Origin of the sequence: Pseudomonas sp. JV241A, from assembly GCF_900275665.1 — a bacterium.
Lineage (GTDB): Bacteria > Pseudomonadota > Gammaproteobacteria > Pseudomonadales > Pseudomonadaceae > Aquipseudomonas > Aquipseudomonas wadenswilerensis.
Window position 1 is genome coordinate 255953 of the sequence record NZ_OPYO01000032.1, and the last position, 23932, is coordinate 279884.

21 protein-coding genes are annotated in these 23932 nt (G+C 62.2%); 10 read left to right on the top strand and 11 right to left on the bottom strand.

What is annotated here, in order from left to right:
* Positions 1-12: 12 nt before the first annotated feature.
* Positions 13-324 (bottom strand): 50S ribosomal protein L21, encoded by a 312-nt coding sequence (rplU, locus tag JV241A_RS21310; protein ID WP_010225695.1) that lies wholly within the window; start codon positions 322-324, stop codon positions 13-15.
* Positions 325-576: 252 nt separating this feature from the next.
* Here rplU and JV241A_RS21315 point away from each other — a divergent pair, with 252 nt between their 5' ends.
* From JV241A_RS21315 to JV241A_RS21325, 3 genes are all read left to right on the top strand, one after another.
* Entirely contained in the window at positions 577-1545 is a 969-nt protein-coding gene (locus JV241A_RS21315; protein WP_010225693.1) for a polyprenyl synthetase family protein, read from the top strand.
* 100 nt (positions 1546-1645) lie between these two features.
* Positions 1646-1987: a zinc ribbon domain-containing protein YjdM gene (locus tag JV241A_RS21320; RefSeq protein ID WP_095162336.1), complete on the top strand. Its 342-nt coding sequence runs from the start codon at positions 1646-1648 to the stop codon at positions 1985-1987.
* Between the two features lie 125 nt (positions 1988-2112).
* A complete protein-coding gene (locus JV241A_RS21325) occupies positions 2113-2361 on the top strand; it encodes a hypothetical protein (protein ID WP_038997219.1) in 249 nt (82 codons plus the stop codon).
* 104 nt (positions 2362-2465) lie between these two features.
* On the opposite strand, the gene JV241A_RS21330 is transcribed toward JV241A_RS21325, so the two are convergent.
* From JV241A_RS21330 to JV241A_RS21350, 5 genes are all read right to left on the bottom strand, one after another.
* Entirely contained in the window at positions 2466-3083 is a 618-nt protein-coding gene (locus JV241A_RS21330) for an FKBP-type peptidyl-prolyl cis-trans isomerase (RefSeq protein WP_134064335.1), read from the bottom strand.
* Between the two features lie 86 nt (positions 3084-3169).
* Positions 3170-3475, bottom strand: coding sequence for a DUF6482 family protein (locus tag JV241A_RS21335; RefSeq protein WP_115088778.1), 306 nt, complete (start codon positions 3473-3475; stop codon positions 3170-3172).
* Between the two features lie 133 nt (positions 3476-3608).
* Complete coding sequence (locus tag JV241A_RS21340) at positions 3609-4097, bottom strand: TIGR00645 family protein (protein WP_038997223.1); 489 nt, start codon at positions 4095-4097, stop codon at positions 3609-3611.
* A 100-nt stretch (positions 4098-4197) separates the two neighbouring features.
* Positions 4198-4539, bottom strand: a complete 342-nt coding sequence (locus tag JV241A_RS21345; protein WP_010226382.1) for a hypothetical protein — start codon at positions 4537-4539, stop codon at positions 4198-4200.
* Positions 4540-4712: 173 nt separating this feature from the next.
* Positions 4713-7151, bottom strand: coding sequence for an ATP-binding protein (locus JV241A_RS21350; protein WP_115088779.1), 2439 nt, complete (start codon positions 7149-7151; stop codon positions 4713-4715).
* Positions 7152-7428: 277 nt separating this feature from the next.
* Between JV241A_RS21350 and JV241A_RS21355 the strand changes: the two genes are divergently transcribed.
* The 4 genes from JV241A_RS21355 to JV241A_RS21370 all read left to right on the top strand — a co-directional run bounded on the left by JV241A_RS21355 (position 7429) and on the right by JV241A_RS21370 (position 10953).
* Positions 7429-7917: a DUF3015 domain-containing protein gene (locus JV241A_RS21355; RefSeq protein ID WP_010226385.1), complete on the top strand. Its 489-nt coding sequence runs from the start codon at positions 7429-7431 to the stop codon at positions 7915-7917.
* A 77-nt stretch (positions 7918-7994) separates the two neighbouring features.
* Entirely contained in the window at positions 7995-9848 is a 1854-nt protein-coding gene (locus JV241A_RS21360; protein ID WP_115088780.1) for a DUF4105 domain-containing protein, read from the top strand.
* Between the two features lie 184 nt (positions 9849-10032).
* Positions 10033-10389: a hypothetical protein gene (locus JV241A_RS21365; protein ID WP_115088781.1), complete on the top strand. Its 357-nt coding sequence runs from the start codon at positions 10033-10035 to the stop codon at positions 10387-10389.
* Between the two features lie 66 nt (positions 10390-10455).
* The gene (locus JV241A_RS21370; RefSeq protein WP_115088782.1) at positions 10456-10953 is read left to right on the top strand and encodes a GreA/GreB family elongation factor; all 498 of its coding nucleotides are present in this window, start codon (positions 10456-10458) and stop codon (positions 10951-10953) included.
* On the opposite strand, the gene gdhA is transcribed toward JV241A_RS21370, so the two are convergent.
* Both gdhA and ettA read right to left on the bottom strand, forming a co-directional pair.
* Positions 10950-12287: an NADP-specific glutamate dehydrogenase gene (gdhA, locus tag JV241A_RS21375; protein WP_115088783.1), complete on the bottom strand. Its 1338-nt coding sequence runs from the start codon at positions 12285-12287 to the stop codon at positions 10950-10952. The two genes, JV241A_RS21370 and gdhA, sit on opposite strands and share 4 nt — an antisense overlap.
* A gap of 231 nt (positions 12288-12518) precedes the next feature.
* Positions 12519-14183: an energy-dependent translational throttle protein EttA gene (ettA, locus tag JV241A_RS21380; protein WP_134064337.1), complete on the bottom strand. Its 1665-nt coding sequence runs from the start codon at positions 14181-14183 to the stop codon at positions 12519-12521.
* Between the two features lie 266 nt (positions 14184-14449).
* Here ettA and JV241A_RS21385 point away from each other — a divergent pair, with 266 nt between their 5' ends.
* From JV241A_RS21385 to JV241A_RS21395, 3 genes are all read left to right on the top strand, one after another.
* Positions 14450-18280 (top strand): EAL domain-containing protein, encoded by a 3831-nt coding sequence (locus tag JV241A_RS21385; RefSeq protein WP_134064339.1) that lies wholly within the window; start codon positions 14450-14452, stop codon positions 18278-18280.
* Between the two features lie 195 nt (positions 18281-18475).
* Positions 18476-19729, top strand: a complete 1254-nt coding sequence (gene glyA, locus JV241A_RS21390) for a serine hydroxymethyltransferase (protein WP_038997233.1) — start codon at positions 18476-18478, stop codon at positions 19727-19729.
* A 162-nt stretch (positions 19730-19891) separates the two neighbouring features.
* Complete coding sequence (locus JV241A_RS21395) at positions 19892-20461, top strand: hypothetical protein (protein WP_134064341.1); 570 nt, start codon at positions 19892-19894, stop codon at positions 20459-20461.
* A gap of 37 nt (positions 20462-20498) precedes the next feature.
* Here the strand turns inward: JV241A_RS21395 and yjiA are convergent, their stop codons facing one another.
* From yjiA to JV241A_RS21410, 3 genes are all read right to left on the bottom strand, one after another.
* Positions 20499-21464 carry a GTPase gene (gene yjiA, locus JV241A_RS21400; RefSeq protein ID WP_115088787.1) on the bottom strand — a complete coding sequence of 322 codons (966 nt, stop codon included), beginning with the start codon at positions 21462-21464 and terminating at the stop codon, positions 20499-20501.
* A 90-nt stretch (positions 21465-21554) separates the two neighbouring features.
* Positions 21555-21752 (bottom strand): YbdD/YjiX family protein, encoded by a 198-nt coding sequence (locus JV241A_RS21405; protein WP_010226397.1) that lies wholly within the window; start codon positions 21750-21752, stop codon positions 21555-21557.
* Between the two features lie 18 nt (positions 21753-21770).
* Positions 21771-23837, bottom strand: coding sequence for a carbon starvation CstA family protein (locus tag JV241A_RS21410; RefSeq protein ID WP_134064343.1), 2067 nt, complete (start codon positions 23835-23837; stop codon positions 21771-21773).
* Between the last annotated feature and the right edge of the window lie 95 nt (positions 23838-23932).

The following is a 23932-nucleotide window of genomic DNA, read 5'->3' on the forward strand; positions in this document are numbered from 1 at the left end:
GGATTCAGGCGATTACGCCGAAATACCGGTGATCTTGATTTCGGTGAACCACTGGCGGTGGCCCATACGCTTCATGTGGTGCTTACGGCGGCGGAACTTGATGATGCGAACTTTGTCGTGACGACCTTGGGAGATCACTTCAGCGACAACCTTGGCACCAGCAACGACTGGAGCGCCGATGTTCACGTCGTCGCCATTGGCAACCAACAGAACGCGGTCGAAAGTCACGGATTCGCCAGTGGCGATTTCCAGTTTTTCGATTTTCAGGTATTCACCTTCGGCGACTTTGTACTGCTTGCCACCGGTAACAATTACTGCGTACATGGGTATTTCTCCGATAATCCTGCTCACCCAGCTCTTTATAGGAAGAGTATTGGCTGGCATGGCTGCATAGGGCTGGAACGGCCCAGTGCAATTGCGTAAGGCAGGTGCTGCCCAGGAAGTTCAGGGTGCGCGATTGTACGCAAGCCCCGCTTTGCTTGCAAGTCCCACCCCCGGCCCGCAGGCAGCGCGCCTTGACACGCCGGGACCCGCGACCTAGCATGCCGCGCAACCTTTATGGAGCACCTGTGGCCGATGCAACCCCAAGCTTTCTACCGTGCGGTAGCGGACGACTTCAGCGCCGTTGACGAGATCATCAAGAAACAGCTGACTTCGCGTGTACCGCTGGTATCGAAAATCGGCGACTACATTACCTCGGCCGGCGGCAAGCGCCTGCGCCCGCTGCTGGTACTGCTGTGCGGCAAGGCCCTGGGCCGCGAAGGCGACGACCTGCGCCTGCTGGCCGCCACCATCGAGTTCCTGCACACCGCCACCTTGCTGCATGACGACGTCGTCGACATGTCCGGCATGCGCCGTGGCCGCTCGACCGCCAACGCCCTGTGGGGCAACGCGCCGAGCGTGCTGGTCGGTGACTTCCTGTACTCGCGCTCGTTCGAGATGATGGTCGAACTGGGCTCGATGCCGGTCATGCAGATTCTCTCCAAGGCCACCCGGGTGATCGCTGAAGGCGAAGTCCTGCAGCTGTCCAAGGTCCGCGACGCCAGCACCACCGAAGAAGTCTACATGGACGTCATCCGCGGCAAGACCGCGATGCTGTTCGAGGCTTCGACCCACAGCGCCGCGGCCCTGGCCCAGGCCTCCGAGGAGCAGAGCGAAGCCCTGCGCACCTTCGGTGACCACCTGGGCGTGGCCTTCCAGCTGGTCGACGACCTGCTCGACTACAAGGGCGACGCGCAGACCCTGGGCAAGAACGTCGGTGACGACCTGGCCGAAGGCAAGCCGACCCTGCCGCTGATCTACACCATGCGCGAAGGCACCGCCGAACAGGCCGCGCTGGTACGTCAGGCGATCCAGAAAGGCGGCATCGAAGACCTCGAGAGCATCCGCGCAGCCGTTGAGGCGTCCGGTTCGCTGGACTACACCGCCAAGCTGGCCCGCGACTACGTGGCCCGCGCCATCGCCTGCCTGGACGTGCTGCCAGCCAGCGAGTACCGCGATGCGCTGGTCGAGCTCAGCGAGTTCGCCGTCGCCCGCACGCACTGATCCCCTGCTCCGGCCCATCGCTCGATGGGCCCGATTAGCCTCAGACGGTCAAAACCCTATACAATGTAGGTTTTGTACCTGTACGTCTTGAGGAACCTTAGTGAGCACTTTGCCACCCTGCCCCAAATGCAACTCCGAATACACCTACGAAGACGGCGCCCAGCTGATCTGCCCCGAGTGCGCCCACGAGTGGTCGGCTGCCGGTGAAGCCGAAGCAGCCAGCGACGAAACGGTGAAAAAGGATGCAGTGGGCAACGTCCTGCAGGACGGCGACACCATCACCGTGATCAAGGACCTCAAGGTCAAGGGCACCTCGCTGGTGGTCAAGGTCGGCACCAAGGTCAAGAACATCCGCCTGTGCGATGGCGACCACGATATCGACTGCAAGATCGACGGCATCGGCCCGATGAAGCTGAAATCGGAATTCGTCCGCAAGGTCTGATTCTGGTGGGTTTCGGGGCCGCCCTGCGGCCTCGACAGCCCACAGCCGGGAAAAAACCGCCAATAGGCACTTGCTATTTTGATAATAAGAATTATTCTCATTGAACGCTTTCAAGGAGAATAGCCATGACTTATCTGATAGACGCCTGGCTTGACCGCCCCCATCCATACCTGCGCATCCTGCACCGGGAAACCGGCGAGGTCTGTGCCGTGCTTGAAGAAGAAGCACTGGACGAACTGCGCGACCAGGGTGACCTGGATCTCAATGGCCTGAATTCGAGTGAGCCGAGTGTGCTCAAGGAACTGGTGAGGAACCTGTTCCTGTTCTGCTATGCGCGGGCGTTGCGCCCTGGCGGTGGGACCGATTGGAACTGAACAGCATCGCGGGGCAAGCCCGGCTCCCACAACGGACCGGTGTGAACCAACCCTGTGGGAGCTGGCCTTGCCAGCGATGAGGGCCGAAAGGCCCTCTGACGTTCTTACAGAACGTCCAGCAGTTCGACGTCGAACACCAGCACGCTGTGCGGCGGGATGCTGCCAACGCCCTGAGCGCCGTAAGCCAGCTCGCTCGGAACGTACAGGCGCCATTTGCTGCCGGCATTCATCAGTTGCAGGGCTTCGGTCCAGCCGGCGATCACGCCGCTGACCGGGAACTCGGCTGGTTGGCCGCGCTCGTAGGAGCTGTCGAACACGGTGCCGTCGATCAGGGTGCCGTGGTAGTGGGTACGCACGCTGTCGTCGCGGCTTGGCTTGGCGCCTTCACCTGCGGTCAGCACTTCGAACTGCAGGCCCGAAGCCAGGGAGGTGATGCCGTCACGCTTGGCGTTTTCAGCCAGGAAGGCCTTGCCTTCGCCAGCGGCCGCTTCGGCCTTGGCAGCCGCTTCGGCCTGCATGATATCGCGGATGACCTTGAAGCTGGCCGACAGGTCGGCTTCGCTGACGCGGCTTTCCTTGCCGTCGAAGGCATCGGTCAGGCCGGCCAGGATGGCGTCCAGGCTTACGCCTGGTGGCGGGTTGTCACGCAGTTGGCCACCCAGCTGACGGCCGATGCCGTAGCTGACGCGAGTTTCGTCGGTAGACAGGTTGAGTTCGGACATTTGCTTGCTCCGCTGCAGGGCGCATGACAGCCGCGCCCTTTATGAAAAGGGCGAGCAGCCTAGCACACTGCGCTGGCGCAGATCAGCTACCAGGCAGAACGGCGTGGCATCGGTATTTTCAGGTCGCTGTCACCGGCATCGCCGCCGCCACACATCTCGTCGTCCATCGACCAGTGCACCAGGTGCAGCGGCACAGCGGGCAAGCCTTCAAGCAAGCGTTGCGCATCGACCACCGAATGCACTTGCAGACGCTTGCCGAGCTTATCCACTAACGGATGCGCATGGCCTTTTACCCGGGCCTCAATCAAAAAGTCACCACCTTCGATGGCGATCAGATTGAGCTCTTCGACATGACCGGCCCTGGCCTCGGTGCTCAGTTGTTGAAGGTTCATTGCGATACCTCATTACTGGAACTTCGAGTGACCGTTCATTTTTTGTACAGCCGTGTACAAAGCACAAGGCAAAAACGCAACCGCCCGTCCGTTTTGCAACGGACGGGCGGTTGTTGACCGGCTCAACGCCTGATCAGTGCTTGGTGACCTTGTCCAGGTAACCCATGGCAAAGGCCGAGACCACAAAGGTCATGTGGATGATCACGTACCACATCAGGTACTGGGTCTCGATGTTGCGCGCGTCCATGAACACCCGCAGCAGGTGGATCGAGGAAATCGCCACGATCGAGGCAGCGACCTTCATCTTCAGCGAAGACGAGTCCATCTTGCCCAGCCAGCTGAGTTTTTCCTTGTCTTCGTCGATGTCCAGTTGCGAGACGAAGTTCTCGTAACCGGAAATCATCACCATCACCAGCAAGCCGCCAACCAGGGCCATGTCGATCAGCGACAGCAGCACCAGGATCAGGTCAGCTTCAGCCAGGGCGAAGACGTTGGGCAGGACGTGGAAGATCTCCTGGAAGAACTTCAGTGCCAGCGCCAGCAGGCCCAACGACAGACCAAAATAGATCGGCGCGAGCAGCCAGCGCGAGGCATACATCGCATTTTCGATAATACGTTCCATTGAAAACTCGTCAGGTTGGCAAAAAAGCGAGCGCGAGTATAACAGCCACCCATGACAGAAAAAGCCCGTGGCACGCTGCCACAGGCGTGGCGCAGGCGTCTCAGGTTTCCGGATGGAACTGGAAGTCGCCGACGTGATGGACGCGTTCGCCGTTGATCCGGCGCAGCTGGGCTTGCAGGTGCACGCACCAGATCTGCGGATCGTCGGCCAGCTGATAACCGTGCAGGGTCAGGCTGTCGACAATGGCGTTGAGTACCGATTCGGCCACGAACGGCCCGTGAAACGGCCCCTGGGCCTTGATCGCAGAAGGCTGCTCGCCAGCCATGCCGGCGGCAAACAGCAGGGTCCACATGCCGTTGTCACCGGCCAGTGGGCGGATACTGCATTCAATGCGGGTCACCAGGCCCAGGCATTGACGGGTGAGGCTGAGGCTGCGCGGCATGGCGAAGGTCCTCGGTAAACCCTTGTTCAGCCCTCAGGTGAAGGCTGTCTCATTCCTGTACCTACGACTGTCCCTGAACTGAAGAATAGAAGAATTCCGCCCATGCGTGGAAAAACCGGCGCCGAATGGTCATGTTCCATTTAGCGCCGTTTTTTTGACTCGTACCACTCAAATCAGGACGGTTTGACCTGGGCCAGGGCCTGTTCGGCCTGCTCCTTTTCTGCCTCCTTGAGGTCCTCTTCGCTGATCATCTCGGCGATTACCCGCAAGCGCTCCACCACCCGGGCGTTGACGCTGCCTTCAGGGAACTGGCCCTCTTCATCCGGCTCACCGGCAGGCTCACCGACCAGCAGGCTCAAGGCCTCGTCGGCCTGGCTCACTGCGTAGACGTGAAACATGCCGGCGCGCACCGCCTGCAGCACCCGCTCATCGAGCATCAAAGTGGCGACGTTGGCGCGCGGGATGATTGCCCCCTGCTCGCCGGTCAGGCCACGAGCTTCGCACAGGCGGAAGAAGCCTTCGATCTTCTCGTTGACCCCACCCACTGCCTGCACTTCACCGAACTGGTTGATCGAGCCGGTGATGGCGAAGCACTGCTTGAGCGGGGTTTTCGACAAGGCCGAGATCAGCGTGCAAGCCTCGCCCAGCGACGCACTGTCACCGTCGACATAACCGTAGGACTGCTCCAGGGCGATACTCGCCGAGATCGCCAGGGGGAATTCCTGGGCATAACGGCTGCCCAGGTAACCGGTGAGGATCATCACCCCCTTGGAGTGGATCGGCTGGCCGAGGTTGACCTCGCGCTCGATGTCGACGATGCCGCTGCCACCCGGGTAGACCGTGGCGGAAATCCGCGCCGGTATACCGAAAGCCGAATCGCCGACTTCGAGCACGGTCAGGCCGTTGCACTTGCCCACCGCGGCGCCGTCGGTGTCGATCAGGATGATGCCGGCCAGCATGTCGTCGAGAATCCGCGCCGACACCCGACCGGTACGGGTGGCCTTGGCCTTGAGGGCGCGCTCGATATGCCCGGCGTCGGTCATTTCGTCGTTGGCCAGGTGGCGGATGAAGTCCGCCTCGCTGACCAGCTGGAACAGGTCGCCGATGCGCGCCGACAAACGCCCCTGGTGCTCGGCCAGGCGCGCACTGTAGGTGGCCAGGCGCGCCACCGCATCGGCGCTCAGCGGCGCCATGCCCTCCTCGCTGGTGCGGGTCTTGAGCAACTGGGCGAACTGCTCCAGGCTCTCGTCGACCATGGGGATGTCTTCGTCGAAGTCGACCAGCACCCGGAACATCTCCTGGAAGTCCGGATCGTGATCCTGCAGGGCGTAGTACAACTGCCGTGCGCCGATGATCACCACCTTGATGTTCAGCGGGATCATCTGCGGGTTGAGGGTGACGGTGGCCAGGCGGCCGAACTCGCCGAGCGGCGACTCCATCTTCAGCTTGCGTGACTGCAAGGCGCGCTTGAGGGCGTCCCAGACAAACGGCTCGCTGAGCATCTTCTCGGCTTCGAGGATCAGGAAACCGCCGTTGGCCCGGTGCAGGGCACCCGGGCGCAGTTGCCGGTAGGTGGTGTAAAGCGCGCCCTGGTCGGTGCTGTATTCGATACGGCCGAACAGGTTGTCGTAGGTCGGGTGCGGCTCGAACACCACCGGCGCGCCGCCGCTGACGTGATGGCCGACCACCAGGCTTGGCGCGTACTGCTCTTCGAGCAGCTTGCGCGCCTGGGCGTCGGTCTTGCTGTCATCGACCAGCTGTTCGACCACGGTGCGCAGCAGGTAGACCTGCATGGCCTGCAGATAAGCGCAGACGGCGGCGTTTTCTGCGTACTTTTCAGACAGCGGCGCCAGCAGTGGCTGCAAGGCCAGGGTGATGGTTTCTTCGTTGAGGTGGCGTAGCTGGTTGCTCGATTCGCGCTTCCATTGCGGCAGGCTCGCCAGCTCTTCGTTGAGGCGCTCTTCCAAGACGGCGATATCGTCGTGAAAACGCTCCCGCTCGGCTTCCGGCAACTGGGCGAATTCGGCTTCATCCAGCGCCTTGCCGTCGGCCATCGGGGTGAAGGCGACATTGCTGCTGTCGCGGTACAGGGCCACGTCCTTTTCCAGCGAAGCGCGCTCGATCACATCCAGGGCGCGGTCGTAACGCTGGTTGAAGGCGCGGTCGATGGCGCTCTTCTTCTGCTGGTAGGACGGGTGCTCGAAGACCGCTGGAAAGGTTGCCAGCAGGTTGTCGATCAGACCGCCGATGTCGCTGATGAACGCCCCGGCGCTGCCCGGTGGCAACTCCAGCGCGCGCGGCTCGCGTGGCTCGTCGTAGTTGTTGACATAGACCCAGTCCGACGGCGTTTGCAGGCGCTTGCCTTCGGCCTTGAGGTAGCGTTTGACGAACGAGAAGCGGCCAGTACCGGGCTCGCCCATGACGAATACGTTGTACCCAGGACGCGGCATGGCGACGCCGAACTGCAAGGCTTCGACCGCACGTTCCTGGCCAAGCACACCGCGAAAAGGCTCCAGATCATTGGTGGTGGAAAAAGCGAACTGTTCAGCGGAAAACGGCCGGGTCAGGGCTTCGGGCGCAAGACGCAGGCTCGCAGCGACAGGATCGGGCATCGGGCTTCCTTACTTCGGCGGGGCGGATGTCAGCATTCTGGCGCCGTGCGCGTGCGCCTTGCAAGGCTCATCGCTGCTAATTGTCGCAGGGGCGAAAAGCCGATCTACGTCAATATTTTCAGGCAATCTTTCGCAATAAATCACGGAACCGTTAGATCGTGCCTAAACTCCAAACTGCGCGGCTGGGTAAATAACCGACCCGCCCTGGCAACTGGTCCTACAGATATGCCAGACAACCCTGACCTTTGGTATGTAATTCTAGAAAGAGAACAATGCTATGAAACGGATTCTTCTGGGTACTCTGTTCACCGCGGTCTCACTCAATGCCATGGCCCAGGCGCCTGGCGGACCGGACTGCGGCTGGGGCAACATGCTGTTCGAGGGCCAACGCGGCACACCGGCCCACTTCCTTGCGTCCACCACCAACGGCACGTCCGGTAACGCCACTTTCGGCATGACCTCGGGCACCAACGGCTGCTCGACCAACTCTGCGCTGACCTATGGCGGTAAATCATGGTTCGCCATGAACGGCATGATGAACGAACTCTCCGAAGACATGGCCAAGGGTCAAGGTGAAGCACTGACCACCTATGCCGTGGTGCTTGGCGTCGCCCCGGAAGATCGCGCGCACTTTGCCGCGGTTACCCATCAACACTTCCAGGACATCTTCAAGACCGCCGACGTAACGGCTGAAGACGTGCACAGCAACACCCTCGCGGTGCTGAAAAGCGATCCGCGCCTGGCCAAATACGCCACCCAGGCTTAAGCTCGGCCCACCCGCCCCGTCACCGGGGCGGGTTGTTGTCCGCCTCTATCGGCATCATTCAGACTTAGTTGCCCGACATGCTCAAACGCCTTGCCTACCTGGCGCTCTGTGCCTGCGCCCCGCTGCATGCTGCCCCTTCATTCGATGACGCACGCCTGAAGCAACTGGCGGCCGACCGCTACTGGATCGCCCTCGGTCATTACGAGACGGCCAAGCTTGGCGGCTGGCGCAGCTACGTCGACGACCAGCGCTTCTTTCTCGCCGAAGACGGCGCCCATCACCCGGACCAGGAACTGCGCGCCACCGTCAACGCGCTGTACGCACCGGCGAGCCTCGGCGACAAACACGCCCAGTGCGTGTTCCCGGCGCGTACCCGCTGGCTGCGCGAGCAGTTGCAGCTGACCGACCTGCCGAGCCCGGACTGCAAGGAATACAGCCAGTGGTTCAAGGACGTCTCGCCGCACAGTGCGGTGATGATCTTCCCGGCCGCCTACCTGAACAGCCCGTCGTCGATGTTCGGCCACACCTTGTTGCGGATCGACCAGGCCGATGTGCAGAGCAACGAAACCGCCCTGCTCAGCTACGCAATCAACTTCGGCGCTTACATCGAAGGCAGCGACAACAGTATCCTCTACGCCTGGAAAGGCCTGATGGGCGGCTATCCGGGCCTGTTCGCCCTGGTGCCCTACCAGGAAAAGCTCTCCGAGTACCGCAGCCTGGAAAACCGCGACCTGTGGGAATACCGACTGAACCTGACCCCGGAAGAAACCGGGCGCATGGTCGAGCATGTCTGGGAACTCAAGCAGATCCAGTTCGACTACTTCTTCTTCGACGAAAACTGCTCCTACCGCCTGCTCGAACTGTTGCAGGTGGCGCGCCCGAGCCTGGACCTGACGTCGCAATTCCCGTTGACCGCAATCCCCACCGACACCGTCAAGGCGGTCAAGCAGTCCGGCCTGGTCGAGCGCATCGACTATCGGCCGTCACGCGAACGTGAACTGCTGGAGCGGGCCAAGCCGCTGGATGCCAGCGAGCAACAGCAAGTGCTGGCGGTCAGTGCCGACACCGCACAACTGCAAAGCCCAGCGTTCACCGCCCTGCCCCGCGAGCGCCAGGCCCTGGTGCAGGACGCCGCCTATCGCCTGGAACGTTACCGGGCCAACGGCCAGGAGCGTGATCCGGCACGCACCCAACGCAGCTTCGAGCTGCTGCGGGCAATCAACCGCAACCCGCCGCCGGAGCTTGAAATCGAGCGCCCGGGGCTGCCTGAAGATGGCCATCAGTCGCGCACCTGGCAGTTGGGCCTGGGCAGCCGCGATGATCGCGCCTATGCCGAGTATGGCCTGCGCATGGCCTATCACGACCTCAACGACAATGCCTACGGCTTCCCCCTCGGCGCACAGATCGAGATCCTTCAGCTCAAGCTGCGCCAGTACGAAGGCAACGACTGGCAGGTGCAACGCCTGGACCTGGCCACCATTCGCTCGTTGACCCCGCGCAATGCCCTGCTGCAACCCTGGTCGTGGCAGGTCGCCGGGGGGCTTGAGCGAGTGCTGGGCAAGCATGGCGATGAGGTGCTGGTCAGCCACGTCAACGGCGGTGCCGGCGGTACCTGGCAGCTGGCCGATGACCTGCTTGGCTTTGCCTTGGGCACAGTGCGGGTCGAGCACAACAATGACTTCGCCGGGTTCATTGCCCCGGCAGCGGGCTTCAATACCGGGCTGCTGTGGCGCAATCCACTGGGCAACCTGAGTGTCGAGGCCAAGGCCGACTACTTCACCAATGGCGAGGTGCGTCGTAGCCTGAGTTTGAACCAGCAGTGGGAGCTGTCCCGTGACCTGGGCCTGCGGCTCAGTGCCAGCCGCGACTTCAGCAAGTTGGCGTCGGCGCAGAACGAGGTGATGCTGGAGCTTAAGTGGTACCAGTATTAGCAAGGCTGCGCCTTGCATCGCTGGCAAAGCCAGCTCCCACAGGTCAGGTGTACACAGTCCAGTGTGGGAGCCGGCCTTGCCGGCGATGGGCTGCGCAGCAGCCCCAATACCCTGATCACATCCTTTTGACACGCCACCAACAATTCCCCACCTAGACTTTCCCTGGCAAGCGGAGAGTCTGAACATGCGGCGGTATTGGCTGGTAGTAGCGCTAATGGGTGTACTTGCGGGTTGCCAGACAACCCACGAGCAACTGATCAATCAGGGTTATCCACCGGCCTACGCCGATGGTTTCCAGGACGGTTGCAGCAGCGGCCGCCAGGCCGCCGGGGTGATGGCCGGGGATTTTCGCAAGGACGTACCGCGTTACCTGCACAACCGCCAGTATGAGTCCGGCTGGGACGATGGCTTTCGCCAGTGCCACGCCATGCAGGAGAACCAGGACCTGCAGGAATACCGCGCCCGTCACTGGGAGGATCGTGATGAGCAGTGGCAGGAAGAAAAAGATCGGGATGCCGCGCGCGCCTATCGACGCAAGTAGGTCGCAATCGGACATCCGATGCAACTGCGGGACTGTCAGCATGGTCTCCCATGAAAGGAGGCCCTCATGAGCCGAGCATTCGTCAACGAAGACCAGGCCGCCGACCAGGCCAACCAGCCGGTGGAACGCCGGGTCAGCGAGCAACCCAACCATGTCACTGCCCGTGGCCTGACCCTGCTGCAACAACGGCTCGCCGAACTGAACAGCCTGCGCAGCGAACTCCTGAGCCAGGGCGACCAGACCGACAAGCAGCGTCTGGCCGAAACCGAACGCGACCTGCGCTACTTCAGCGCCCGGGTGCAAAGCGCCCAGGTCGTCGCGCCCGCCACTTCCCATGAAAAAGTGCAGATTGGCAGCCGGGTACGGTTCGTCGATGAGCAGGGCCGCCAGCATCAGGTGCAACTGGTCGGTGAAGACCAGGCCTATGCCGCCAGCGGCCTGATCAACTGGGGTTCACCCCTGGGCCGGGCGTTGCTGGGAGCCGCGCCCGGTGACGAGGTGCTGTGGCGACGACCGGCAGGGGATCTGTCGATCGAGATCGTCGCCATCGAACCCGAGGCTTAGACCACGCCCTGGGCCAGCATGGCGTCGGCAACCTTGACGAAGCCGGCGATGTTGGCGCCCTTGACGTAGTTGATCCGGCCGTTCTCTTCGCCGTAATGCACGCAGGCGTGGTGGATCGACTGCATGATGTTGTGCAGCTTGCTGTCCACTTCACCGGCAGTCCACAACAGGCGCATGGCGTTCTGCGACATCTCCAGGCCACTGACGGCCACGCCGCCGGCGTTGGACGCCTTGCCCGGGGCGAAGAGGATGCCGGCCTCGATGAAGATATCCACAGCCTCGAGGGTGGTCGGCATGTTGGCGCCTTCGGCCACGCAGAGGCAGCCGTTGCGCAGCAGGGTGCGGGCGTCTTCGGCGTCCAGTTCGTTCTGGGTCGCGCATGGCAGGGCGATGTCGCACGCCAGGCTCCAGGGCCGCTGGCCTCTGCGGAACTCCAGGCCAAAACGCTCGGCCAGCTCGCTGATACGGCCGCGCTTGACGTTTTTCAGCTCCATCAGCGCATCCCACTGCTCGTCGGTCATGCCGGCTTCGCAGTACAGGGTGCCTTCGGAGTCGGACAGCGAAATCACCTTGCCGCCCAGGTCCATGACCTTGCGCGCGGCGTACTGGGCAACGTTGCCGGAACCGGAGATGGCCACCCGGCGCCCGTCGATGCGCAGGTCCTGGCGCTTGAGCATCTCTTCGGCGAAGTACACGCAGCCGTAGCCGGTGGCCTCCGGGCGAATCAGGCTGCCGCCGTAGGTCATGCCCTTGCCGGTCAGCACCGAAGTGAACTGGTTGGCCAGGCGCTTGTACTGGCCGAACATGAAACCGATTTCGCGGGCGCCGACGCCGATGTCACCGGCCGGCACGTCGAGGTCGGCACCGATGTGGCGGTACAGCTCGCTCATGAACGCCTGACAGAAGCGCATGACCTCAGCATCGCTCTTGCCCTTCGGATCGAAGTCCGAGCCGCCCTTGCCGCCGCCCATGGGCAGCGAGGTCAGGGAGTTCTTGAACACCTGCTCGAAGGCCAGGAATTTCAGCACGCCCAAGTTTACCGAGCGGTGGAAACGCAGGCCGCCCTTGTACGGGCCGATGGCACTGCTCATCTGGATGCGGTAGCCGCGGTTGACCTGGACCTTGCCCTGGTCATCGACCCACGACACGCGGAACAGGATCGCCCGCTCCGGCTCGACCATACGCTCGAGGATACCGGCCTGCAGGTAATGCGGATTGGCTTCGAGGAACGGCCAGAGGCTGCGCAGCACCTCTTCGACGGCCTGATGGAATTCAGGCTGGGCGGGGTCGCGTTGCTTGAGGCGAGCGAGAAAATCTTCGACAGATTCGATCATGTAGACATTCACCAGATAGAGTTGGACTTATGTTTTTTCCTCGACTTTACCAAGAAGCAACCGCACCGCAACAGGGCGACATGTCGTTTTTATGAAATTAAATGGTGCATTTGTATAAGTGTATACATGTTGTAGCGCACCGCGGGGCAAGCCCGCTCCTACTGGGCTGCGGTAAATTTTGGGCAAAAAAACGGGGCCCGAAGGCCCCGTTCCAGTGCAGAACCCTGAGGGTTATGCCAGTTTTTTGTGCCGTACGCGGTGCGGCTGGGCAGCAGCTTCGCCCAGGCGCTTCTTGCGATCGGCTTCGTACTCGGTGTAGTTGCCTTCGAAGAACACCGCCTGCGAATCGTCTTCGTAGGCCAGGATGTGGGTGGCCACACGGTCAAGGAACCAGCGATCGTGAGAGATCACGATGGCGGCGCCCGGGAAGTCCAGCAGGGCTTCCTCCAGCGAACGCAGGGTTTCCACGTCCAGGTCGTTGGACGGTTCGTCGAGCAGCAGGACGTTGGCGCCCTCTTTCAGGGTCAGGGCCAGGTGCAGACGGCCGCGCTCACCACCAGAGAGGTCCTTGACGAACTTCTGCTGGTCACCGCCCTTGAAGTTGAAACGGCCAACATAGGTGCGCGACGGGATCTCGTAGGTGCCGATCCGCAACTGGTCGGAACCGTCGGAAATCTGCTGGAACACGGTCTTGTTGCCGTCGAGGTCTTCACGGCTCTGGTCAACGCAGGCCAGTTGCACGGTGTCACCGATCTCGATGCTGCCCGAGTCAGGTTGTTCCTTGCCCATCAGCATGCGGAACAGGGTCGATTTACCGGCACCGTTACCGCCGATCACGCCGACGATGGCACCTTTGGGCATGGCGAACGACAGGTTGTCGATCAGCACGCGATCGCCATAACCCTTGCAGACGTTCTTGAACTCGATGACCTTGTCACCCAGGCGCGGACCTGCCGGGATGTAGATCTCGTTGGTCTCGCTGCGCTTCTGGAATTCCTGCGACTGCATTTCTTCGAAGCGTTGCAGACGGGCCTTGGACTTGGACTGACGAGCCTTGGCGCCTTTGCGCACCCACTCCAGTTCTTCCTTCATGGCCTTCTCGTGGGCCGACTGCTGCTTGGATTCCTGGGCCAGACGATCGGACTTGGCTTCCAGCCAGCCCGAGTAGTTGCCTTCGTACGGAATACCGGCGCCGCGGTCGAGCTCGAGAATCCAGCCAGCGACGTTGTCGAGGAAGTAACGGTCGTGGGTAATGGCTACCACGGTGCCCGGGAAGTCGTGGAGGAAGTGTTCCAGCCAGGCGACGGAGTCGGCATCCAGGTGGTTGGTCGGTTCGTCGAGCAGGAGCATGTCCGGGGCCGACAGCAGCAGGCGGCACAGGGCCACACGGCGTTTTTCACCACCGGACAGGTGCTCGACCTTGGCTTCCCAGGCCGGCAGGCGCAGGGCGTCGGCGGCTACTTCCAGCTGACGCTCGAGGTTGTGGCCGTCGCTGGCCTGGAGGATGGCTTCGAGCTTGGCCTGTTCGGCGGCGAGCTTGTCGAAGTCGGCATCCGGCTCGGCGTAGGCAGCGTAGACCTCTTCCAGGCGCGCCTGGGCGTCCTTGATCACGCTGACCGCTTCCTCGACCACTTCACGCACGGTCTTGGACGGGTCCAGCTGTGGCTCCTGGGGCAGGTAGCCGATGTTCAGCTCGGGCATCGGACGGGCTTCGCCGTCGAACTCGGTGTCTACACCCGCCATGATTTTCAGCAGGGTGGATTTACCCGAGCCGTTGAGGCCGAGCACGCCGATCTTGGCGCCTGGGAAAAACGACAGGGAGATGTTCTTCAAAATTTCCCGCTTCGGCGGGACAACTTTGCCCAGCCGATGCATGGTATAGACGTATTGAGCCATGGAAAACCTAGCGTCAGAGACGAAAAAATAGAAGCGAAACAGATGAAGGGAGCCGTAGCCCCCAGGAAAGGGCCAAAGCTACCGCAATGCGCCGGGTTGGGCAAACCGCCGACGAACAGGGCTGGCACTTTGCCACGTTTGCGGGCATGCTAGCCGCCCTTCGGGCGTCCGGCTTATAGTGCGCAACCGGAGCCGTCGCCAGGAACGCGGCACTTGCCAACCAGCAGCTCTAAACCTGCCATCCAGCCATACCGCAGGATCAACGTTTGACCAATCTCACTCAGCCGTCCTCCCTGCGCAAGCCGGCCACTGCGTCAGGCTCGCCGCTGCGCGGCTCATTGAAAGGCGCGCTGGCCCTGTTGGTCCTGTTGCTGCTCGGCCTGCTGCTGTGGCAGTTGATTGCCCAGTTCCGTCATACCCAGGCTGACCAGTATCAGCAGAGCTTGAACGACAGTGCCGAGCTCGCCGATCACATGAGCCTGAACATGGCGCTGAAGGCCCAGGTGGCGCTCAATCAGGTCCAGCAATACCGCTCGTCGCCTGGCCCTGAGCAATTGCCGAACGTCATCGCCCAGTTGCGCCAGCAACAACCGAACCTGCTCAGTGTCGCCTGGGTTGGCGCCGATGGCAGCCTGCAAGCCGACAGCCTGAACGGTACGCCCGATTACCAGGCGCTGGACGAGTTGCTGCGGCTCAACCAGGGCCGCGACTTCTATTACAGCAACAGCGCCGACAACCAGCAGGTCTACCTGTTGTTGCGCCAGCCGGGGAAAGCCCCCAGCGGCTATTGGCTCCTGCGCCTGGCGCCGAGCTACTACAGTGACCTGACCACTCACCTGGACCGCCCGGATCATCCTTTGTGGCTGCTGGAAAACAGCCGCACCGGCGAGATCATCAACCGTCACCAGCCGACGCCCGGCAGCGACGAGCCGCTACAAAGCGTGATGCTGGCGTTCCTCGACAACAGCACCTGGCAACTGCGCGGCCTGTTCGATGCCGGCCTGGCCCGCCAGCAACTGCTGCCGGCACTGATCGGCAAATGCATGCTCGGCTTGTTCTGCGCGCTGATCCCGCTGCTGGCCCTGATCAACATGCGCCGTCGTCATCGCCTGCTGCAGGAAAGCCGCCGGCGCTACCACGACATTTTCGAAGGCACCGGGGTCGCCCTGTGCGTACTCGACCTCTCCGGCCTGCCCGGCCAGCTCGAACGTTATCGCCTGCGCAGCCGCCCGGCCCTTGAGCAGCGCCTGGCCTTCGACCAGCCATTGCGCCGGGCGCTGCTGCAAGAACTGAAGGTCACCGAAGTCAACCAGGTGGCCTTGCAACTGCTCGGTGTCAATTGCTGCGACAGTGCCTGGCAGCGCCTGGTCGAAGGCGCGCAGACCGACAACGACGGCATCGGCATCCAGCTGCTCGGGGCAATCCTCGACAACCAGCAACAGCTGGAGCTGGAGGTGCGCCTGCCGGTGGCTGATGGCGAGGACCTGCACCTGTGGCTGATGGTGCGTTTCCCGCAGCAGCGCCGTGATTACCAGGCGGTGATCCTCAGCATCAGCGATATCACCAGCCGCAAGCAGGTCGAGCTGTCGCTGCTCGAACGCGAAAGTTTCTGGTCGGACGTAGTACGCACCGTGCCCGACCAGCTGTACGTGCAAGACGTGCAAAGCCAGCTGATGATCTTCAGCAACCGCAACCTGGGCCAGACCCTGGGCTACAGTCGCACCGAGCTGGCGCAGATGGGCGATCATTTCTGGGAGTTGCTGCTGCACCCGGACGATGCCCAGCTTTACCGGCAATTGCGCCAGCAGCAACGCAACTCGGGTTATGTCGAGCAACTGCATTGCCAACTGCGATTCCGCCACCACGACCAGTGCTGGCGCCGCTTCGACATCCGCGAACAGGCCCTGACCCGCAATAACGCAGGCTGCGTGACGCGGATCATCGGTGTCGGCAAGGACGTTACCGAACAGATCGAAGCCAGCGAATCCCTGCGCGACAGTGAGCAACGCTACCGCATGCTCGCCGAAAGCATCAGCGACGTGATCTTCTCCACCGACAGCCTGCTGCAGTTGAACTACGTCAGCCCGTCGATCCAGGCGGTCCTGGGCTTTGAAGTGGAGTGGATCTTCGAAAACGGCTGGCACTCGACCATCGCCAACCCGGCCCAGCTCACCGGCATCTACAGCCTGGTCGAGCGGGTCAACAAGGCCCTGGGCGACCCCGAGCAACTGGAGCAGTTGCGCACCCAACTGCCGACCCAGCTGTTTTTGTTCGACTGCCTGCGCGCCGATGGCCGCAAGATCCCTATCGAGTTGCGCCTGGTGCTGGTCTGGGATGACCAGGAGCGTTTCGAGGGCATCCTTGGCGTCGGCCGCGACATCAGCCAGCAACGCCGCGCCGAGAAAGACCTGCGCATGGCCGCCACGGTATTCGAGCACTCGACCTCGGCAATCCTCATCACCGACCCGGCCGGCTACATCGTCCAGGCCAACGAAGCCTTCAGCCGCGTCAGTGGTTATGCCGTGGCCGATGTACTGGACCAGTTGCCGAGCCTGCTGACCGTCGATGAGCATCAGGATGCCCACCTGCGCTACGTGCTCAAGCAGCTGCACCAGCGCGGCACCTGGGAAGGCGAAGTGTGGCTCAAGCGCCGCAGCGGCGAACACTATCCGGCCTGGGTCGGCATCACCGCAGTGCTCGATGACGAAGGCGACCTGGCCAGCTACGTGTGCTTCTTTACCGACATCAGCGAGCGCAAGGCCAGCGAACAGCGCATCCATCGCCTGGCCTACTATGACGCCCTGACCCACCTGCCCAACCGCACCCTGTTCCAGGACCGCCTGCACACGGCCCTGCAGCAGGCCGAGCGGCAGAAGGCCTGGGTGGTGCTGATGTTCCTCGACCTCGACCGATTCAAGCCGATCAACGACTCCCTCGGCCATGCCGCGGGCGATCGCATGCTCAAGGACATGGCCGAGCGCCTGCTCGACTGCGTCGATGACGACGACACCGTGGCGCGCATGGGCGGCGACGAATTCACCCTGCTGCTGCAACCGCGCGCCACCCGCGAAATGGCCCTGAACCGCGCCATCCACGTGGCCGAACAGATTCTCGGCAGCCTGGTGCGGCCATTCGTGCTGGAGAACCGCGAGTTCTTCGTCACCGCCAGCATCGGCATCGCCCTCAGCCCGCAAGATGGCAGCGAGCTCAGCCAGCTGATGAAGAACGCCGACACCGCCATGTATCACGCCAAGGAACGCGGCAAGAACAACTTCCAGTTCTACCAGGCCGACATGAACGCCAGTGCCCTGGAGCGCCTGGAGCTGGAAAGCGACCTGCGCCACGCCCTGGAACAGAACGAATTCATCCTTTATTACCAACCGCAGTTCAGCGGCGACGGCAAGCGCCTGACCGGCGCCGAAGCGCTGCTGCGCTGGCGCCATCCGCGGCGCGGGCTGGTACCGCCGGGGGATTTCATCCCGGTGATCGAGGAGCTCGGCCTGGTGGTCGATGTCGGCGACTGGGTGCTCAAGGAGGCCAGCCGCCAGCTCAAGGCCTGGCACCAGGCCAAGGTGCGAGTGCCGAAGGTCTCGGTGAACATCTCGGCACGGCAGTTCTCTGATGGTCAATTGGGCGAACGCATCGCCACCATCCTCAAGGAAACCGGCCTGCCGCCGGCGTGTCTGGAGCTGGAGCTGACCGAAAGTATCCTGATGCGCGAAGTCAACGAGGCCATGGTGATCCTCGACAGCCTGAAGAACCTGGGCTTGAGCATCGCCGTCGACGACTTCGGCACCGGCTATTCGTCGCTCAACTACCTCAAGCAGTTCCCCATCGACGTGCTGAAGATCGACCGTACCTTCGTCGACGGCCTGCCCGAGGGCGAACAGGATGCGCAGATCGCCCGGGCGATCATCGCCATGGCCCACAGCCTGAACCTGGCGGTGATCGCCGAGGGCGTGGAAACCCATGAGCAACTGGAGTTCCTGCGTGAGCACGGCTGTGACGAGGTACAGGGTTACCTGTTCGGGCGGCCGATGCCGGCGCATCAGTTCGAAGCGCAATTCAGCAACGAAACGCTGTTCATGTTCGAGTAGCCCCATCGCTGGCAAGCCAGCTCCCACAGGTTCTGCATGCACCGTTCCTTGTGGGAGCTGGCTTGCCAGCGATTGGAGCACCACCGATCCCTGAATGAAGCCCACTTGTCTGCGACATGATGCCCTTTCATATGCCAGACAAAAGCTGATGAGGTAGAATGCCCGCCTATTTCAGCACGATCCTTGAGGACCGCCATGTTCAGCCGTGATTTGACCATTGCCAAGTACGACGCCGATCTCTTTGCCGCCATGGAGCAAGAAGCTCAGCGCCAGGAAGAACATATCGAGCTGATCGCCTCGGAAAACTACACTAGCCCCGCTGTCATGGAAGCCCAGGGCTCGGTGCTGACCAACAAGTACGCCGAAGGCTACCCGGGCAAGCGCTACTACGGCGGTTGCGAGTACGTCGACGTGGTCGAGCAACTGGCCATCGACCGTGCCAAGGAACTGTTCGGCGCCGATTACGCCAACGTCCAGCCACACGCCGGCTCCCAAGCCAACAGCGCCGTCTACCTGGCCCTGCTGTCGGCCGGTGACACCATCCTGGGCATGAGCCTGGCCCACGGCGGTCACCTGACCCACGGCGCCAACGTCAGCTCCTCGGGCAAACTGTACAACGCCATCCAGTACGGCATCGACGCCAACGGCCTGATCGACTACGACGAAGTCGAGCGCCTGGCGGTCGAGCACAAGCCGAAGATGATCGTTGCCGGTTTCTCGGCCTACTCGCAGATCCTCGACTTCCCGCGTTTCCGCGAAATCGCCGACAAGGTCGGTGCCTACCTGTTCGTCGACATGGCTCACGTAGCCGGTCTGGTCGCTGCAGGCGTGTACCCGAACCCGGTGCCGTTCGCCGACGTGGTCACCACCACTACCCACAAGACCCTGCGCGGTCCACGTGGCGGCCTGATCCTCGCTCGCGCCAACGCCGAGATCGAGAAGAAGCTGAACTCCGCAGTATTCCCGGGCGCCCAGGGCGGCCCGCTGGAGCACGTGATCGCCGCCAAGGCCATCTGCTTCAAGGAAGCGCTGCAGCCTGAGTTCAAGGCCTACCAGCAGCAAGTGGTGAAAAACGCCCAGGCCATGGCCGGCGTGTTCATCGAGCGCGGTTTCGACGTGGTTTCCGGCGGTACCGAGAACCACCTGTTCCTGCTGTCGCTGATCAAGCAGGAAATCTCCGGTAAAGATGCCGACGCCGCCCTGGGTCGCGCCTTCATCACCGTCAACAAGAACTCGGTACCGAACGACCCACGTTCGCCGTTCGTCACCTCCGGCCTGCGCTTCGGCACCCCGGCTGTGACCACTCGCGGCTTCAAAGAAGCCGAGTGTAAAGAACTGGCTGGCTGGATCTGCGACATCCTCGCCGACCTGAACAACGAAGCGGTGATCGACGCCGTTCGCGAGAAGGTCAAGGCCATCTGCGCCAAGCTGCCGGTGTACGGCAAGTAAGCACAGCGGCATGATGTGAAAAAGCCCGGCTCTTGAGCCGGGCTTTTTTGTATCTGCCCCTGTGCTGCCCTAATTATCTAACACTTGAGGACTCACCTTCGCCCTTACCGTGAAGAGGTGCAGCGCCGCTGTGCTTCTGACACTCACAACTCAGGTGAATCCATGCCAACCCATCGTCAACAATCCTTCATTGCCCAACTGGAAACCGCCAGCCACCCAATCAACTTTCTCGGTGAGCTGGTGGGCTCGCCAGTGAAAGTAGCGCTGGTCCGCTCAGGCGGCGGCGCCTTCAGCGGTGCAATCCAGTACCGCGATGACTCGCATTTTCTTGGCCATCAGACGCCTGCCAACCAGGCCATGGTGCCGCTGACCCTGTACTTTCGCCACACGCCGGAAGGCTACAAGCTGTATGTCCGGTCCCCCGGTCCCCAGCATGGCAAACGCCTTGGTGCGAATGAAACGGGTCTGCTCGGTGCCTTTCCGGTAGAGAGCTGTCCACCCAGCACTTTCAGCCTGCTCAACCCGAATGGCCGGCCAATCAGCCACGAGCACCTGAACAACCTGCGCCTCCCCATTCACTTGAAGTTGAACAATGGCAGCTTGACGCACCGCCGCACCATTCACGACTCCAAACAGATCTATCTGGGTACCAAAGGGGGAGCACCACTGGAAATCACCCTCAATATCCTTGAGTTGAATGCGCCTTACCTTAGCGAGCCGAACGAGATCTGAGACATTCCCCTTATCGCCGAAACGCGGTAGGGGGAGCTCAAGTCAGCGCAGCGAATCCGGCGCGAATCTTCGCCTCCGGCAAATCATCCGCAATAAACACCATCACACTCTCGCGCGCCTCCCCCTCTGCCCACTCGCTGTCCCAATCAAAGCCATAGAGCTTGAGCACCCCCTGGAACACCAGGCGCCGATCCTCCCCGGCAATGTTCAGCACGCCCTTGTAGCGCAACAGCTGCTTGCCATGCTCTTCCAGCAACTGGTTCATGAAGTCGCTGAGGCGATCAATATCCAGCGGCGAATCAGTGCGCAACACCAGGCTGGAGATTCGATCCGGCGTCGCCGTCTGCCCGGCCGGGCGCAGACGCAAACCGCCGCCCAGGTCGGCATTGAGGTTGAAACCGCGGACATCGAGCAGCTCGGCCAGATCGATCTTGCCGTTGTCCACTACCCGAATCGGGGCGCGGCGGTTGATCCGCCCCAGACGCTCGCTCAGTGCCTGGAAGCTGGCGGCGTCGACCAGGTCGGTCTTGCTCACCAGCAGGCGGTCGGCAAAACCGACCTGTGCCTGGGCAATGGTCTGGGTCAGGTGCAGGTCGGCGTGCGCGGCATCGACCAGGGTGATGATGCCGTCGAGGATATAGCGCTCGCGCAGCTCTTCATCGATGAAGAAGGTTTGCGCCACCGGCGCCGGGTCGGCGAGGCCCGTGCACTCGATCACCAGGCGGTCGAAGGCGATCTCGCCGCTGTCCAAGCGCTCAAGCAGCAGGAACAGCGCCTTGGTCAGGTCGGTGTGGATGCTGCAGCACACGCAGCCGTTGGCCAGGGTCATGACCTGCACCGGTTCATCACCGAGCAGTTGGGTATCGATACCGGCATCGCTGAATTCGTTTTCGATAACGGCGATCTTCAGGCCGTGCTCGGCCTTGAGCAGGTGGCGCAACAAGGTGGTCTTGCCGGCGCCGAGAAAGCCGCTGAGCACGGTAACGGGAATTGGAGGTAACAAACCGAATACTCCTGAACGCTGAAAATGACTGTGGGAGCCCGGCGCAAACCGGGCTCCCACAGCTTTGTCACTTGCCTTGCATGCCGCTTTTCAACAGCACTTGGGCCCACCCTTGCCGCCGTAACGAGCCTCCTGGCGTTCGCGGAAGAACTCCTCGTAGGTCATTACCGGTTTGTCCGGGTGCTTGGTCTGCATATGCTCGACGTAGTTGTCGTAGTCGGGCATGCCGACCATCAGGCGGGCTGCCTGCCCCAGGTACTTACCCAGTCGACCGAGATCGTTGAACATCACTGCATTCCTCTTGGGTTACGCATCCGGCAGGGCCTGGAACGGGGACTCTTTGTCAGTCCGCTCTTTTTTGCCCAGGGCAGCGATGCCGACCTTGAGGGCGAAGAACAGAATGCTGAAGACCACGAACAGGAACAGGCCGGTCAGGGCCGCGTTGGTGTAGGCGTTGAAGATCACGTGCTGCATCTGGCCGATGTCCTTGGCCGGGGCCAGCACCTGCCCTGCGTCGAGCGCCACGCTGTACTTGTTGGCCAGGGCCAGGAAGCCGACCGCCGGGTTCGGGTCGAACAGCTTGATGAAGCCGGCGGTGGTGGTGCAGATCAGCAGCCAGACCGCAGGCACCAGGGTGACCCACATGTAGCGCTGGCGCTTCATCTTGATCAGTACCACGGTGCCGAGCATCAGGGCGATACCGGCGAGCATCTGGTTGGAGATGCCGAACAGCGGCCACAAGGTGTTGATGCCGCCCAGTGGATCGATCACGCCCTGGTACAGCAGGTAACCCCAGAGCGCCACGCAACCGGCGGTGGCGAGCAGGTTGGCGCCCCACGATTCGGTGCGTTTGAGCGCAGGCACAAAGCTGCCCAGCAGGTCCTGGAGCATGAAGCGCCCGGCACGGGTACCGGCGTCCACTGCGGTGAGGATGAACAGCGCCTCGAACAGGATCGCGAAGTGATACCAGAAGGCCATGGTGTTCTCACCCGGCAGCACCTGGTGGAGGATCTGCGCGATACCCACCGCCAGGGTCGGCGCACCACCGGCACGGGCCAGGATGGTGTGCTCGCCGATGTCCTTGGCTACCGCCTCAAGGGCATCCGGGGTAATGGCAAAGCCCCAGCTACTGACGGTTTGCGCAACCGAGACAACATCAGAACCGACCACTGCGGCCGGGCTGTTCATGGCGAAGTACACGCCTGGTTCGATCACCGAGGCGGCAACCATGGCCATGATCGCCACGAACGACTCCATGAGCATGCCGCCGTAACCGATGTAACGGGCGTTGACTTCGTTATCCAGCAGTTTGGGCGTGGTCCCCGAGGAGATCAGCGCATGGAAACCCGACACCGCGCCACAGGCGATGGTGATGAACAGGAACGGGAACAGGGTGCCCTTCCACACCGGGCCGCTACCGTCGGTGAACTGGGTCAGCGCCGGCATTTTCAGCTCGGGAGCGATGATCAGGATACCGATGGCCAGGCCGACGATGGTGCCGATCTTGAGAAAGGTCGACAGGTAGTCACGCGGTGCCAGCACCAGCCACACCGGCAGTACCGCGGCAACGAAACCGTAGCCCACCAGCATCCAGGTGATCTGCACGCCAGTGAAGGTGAACGCCGGGCCCCAGACCGGATCGGCGGCAACCTGGCCCCCCAGCCAGATCGACAGCAACAGCAGCACCACGCCGATCAGCGAGATCTCGCCGATATGCCCCGGGCGGATGTAGCGCATGTAGATGCCCATGAACATCGCGATCGGGATGGTCGCCATCACCGTGAACATGCCCCATGGGCTCTCGGCCAGGGCCTTGACCACGATCAGCGCCAGCACCGCGAGGATGATGATCATGATCAGGAAGCAGCCGAACAGGGCAATGGTGCCGGGGATCCGGCCCATCTCTTCGCGGACCATGTCGCCCAGCGAGCGGCCGTTGCGGCGGGTGGAGAGGAACAGGATCATGAAGTCCTGCACCGCACCGGCCAGCACCACCCCGGCAATCAGCCAGAGCGTGCCCGGCAGGTAGCCCATCTGCGCCGCCAGCACAGGACCGACCAGCGGGCCGGCACCGGCGATCGCGGCGAAGTGGTGACCGAAAAGAATATGTTTGTTGGTCGGCACGTAGTCCAGACCATCGTTGTTAACCACCGCCGGGGTGGCCCGACGCGGGTCCAGCTGCATCACCTTGGTGGCGATGAACAGGCTGTAGTAGCGGTAGGCGACCAGGTAGATGGCCACCGAAGCGACGACGATCCACAAGGCGTTGATGGCCTCACCACGACGCAGGGCGACCACACCCAGCGCACAGGCTCCTATGACTGCCAGCGCCAGCCACGGAATGTGGCGTAGCAGGCTATTATTGTTGTTCATGGTTTGCTTCCAGCTAGTGGATAAAAGACAGCCTTTCGAGTCTAGCGATACTGGCAGGAAAGGCCAGCCCCCACGTTGGTCTAGAGCCCTCCAGC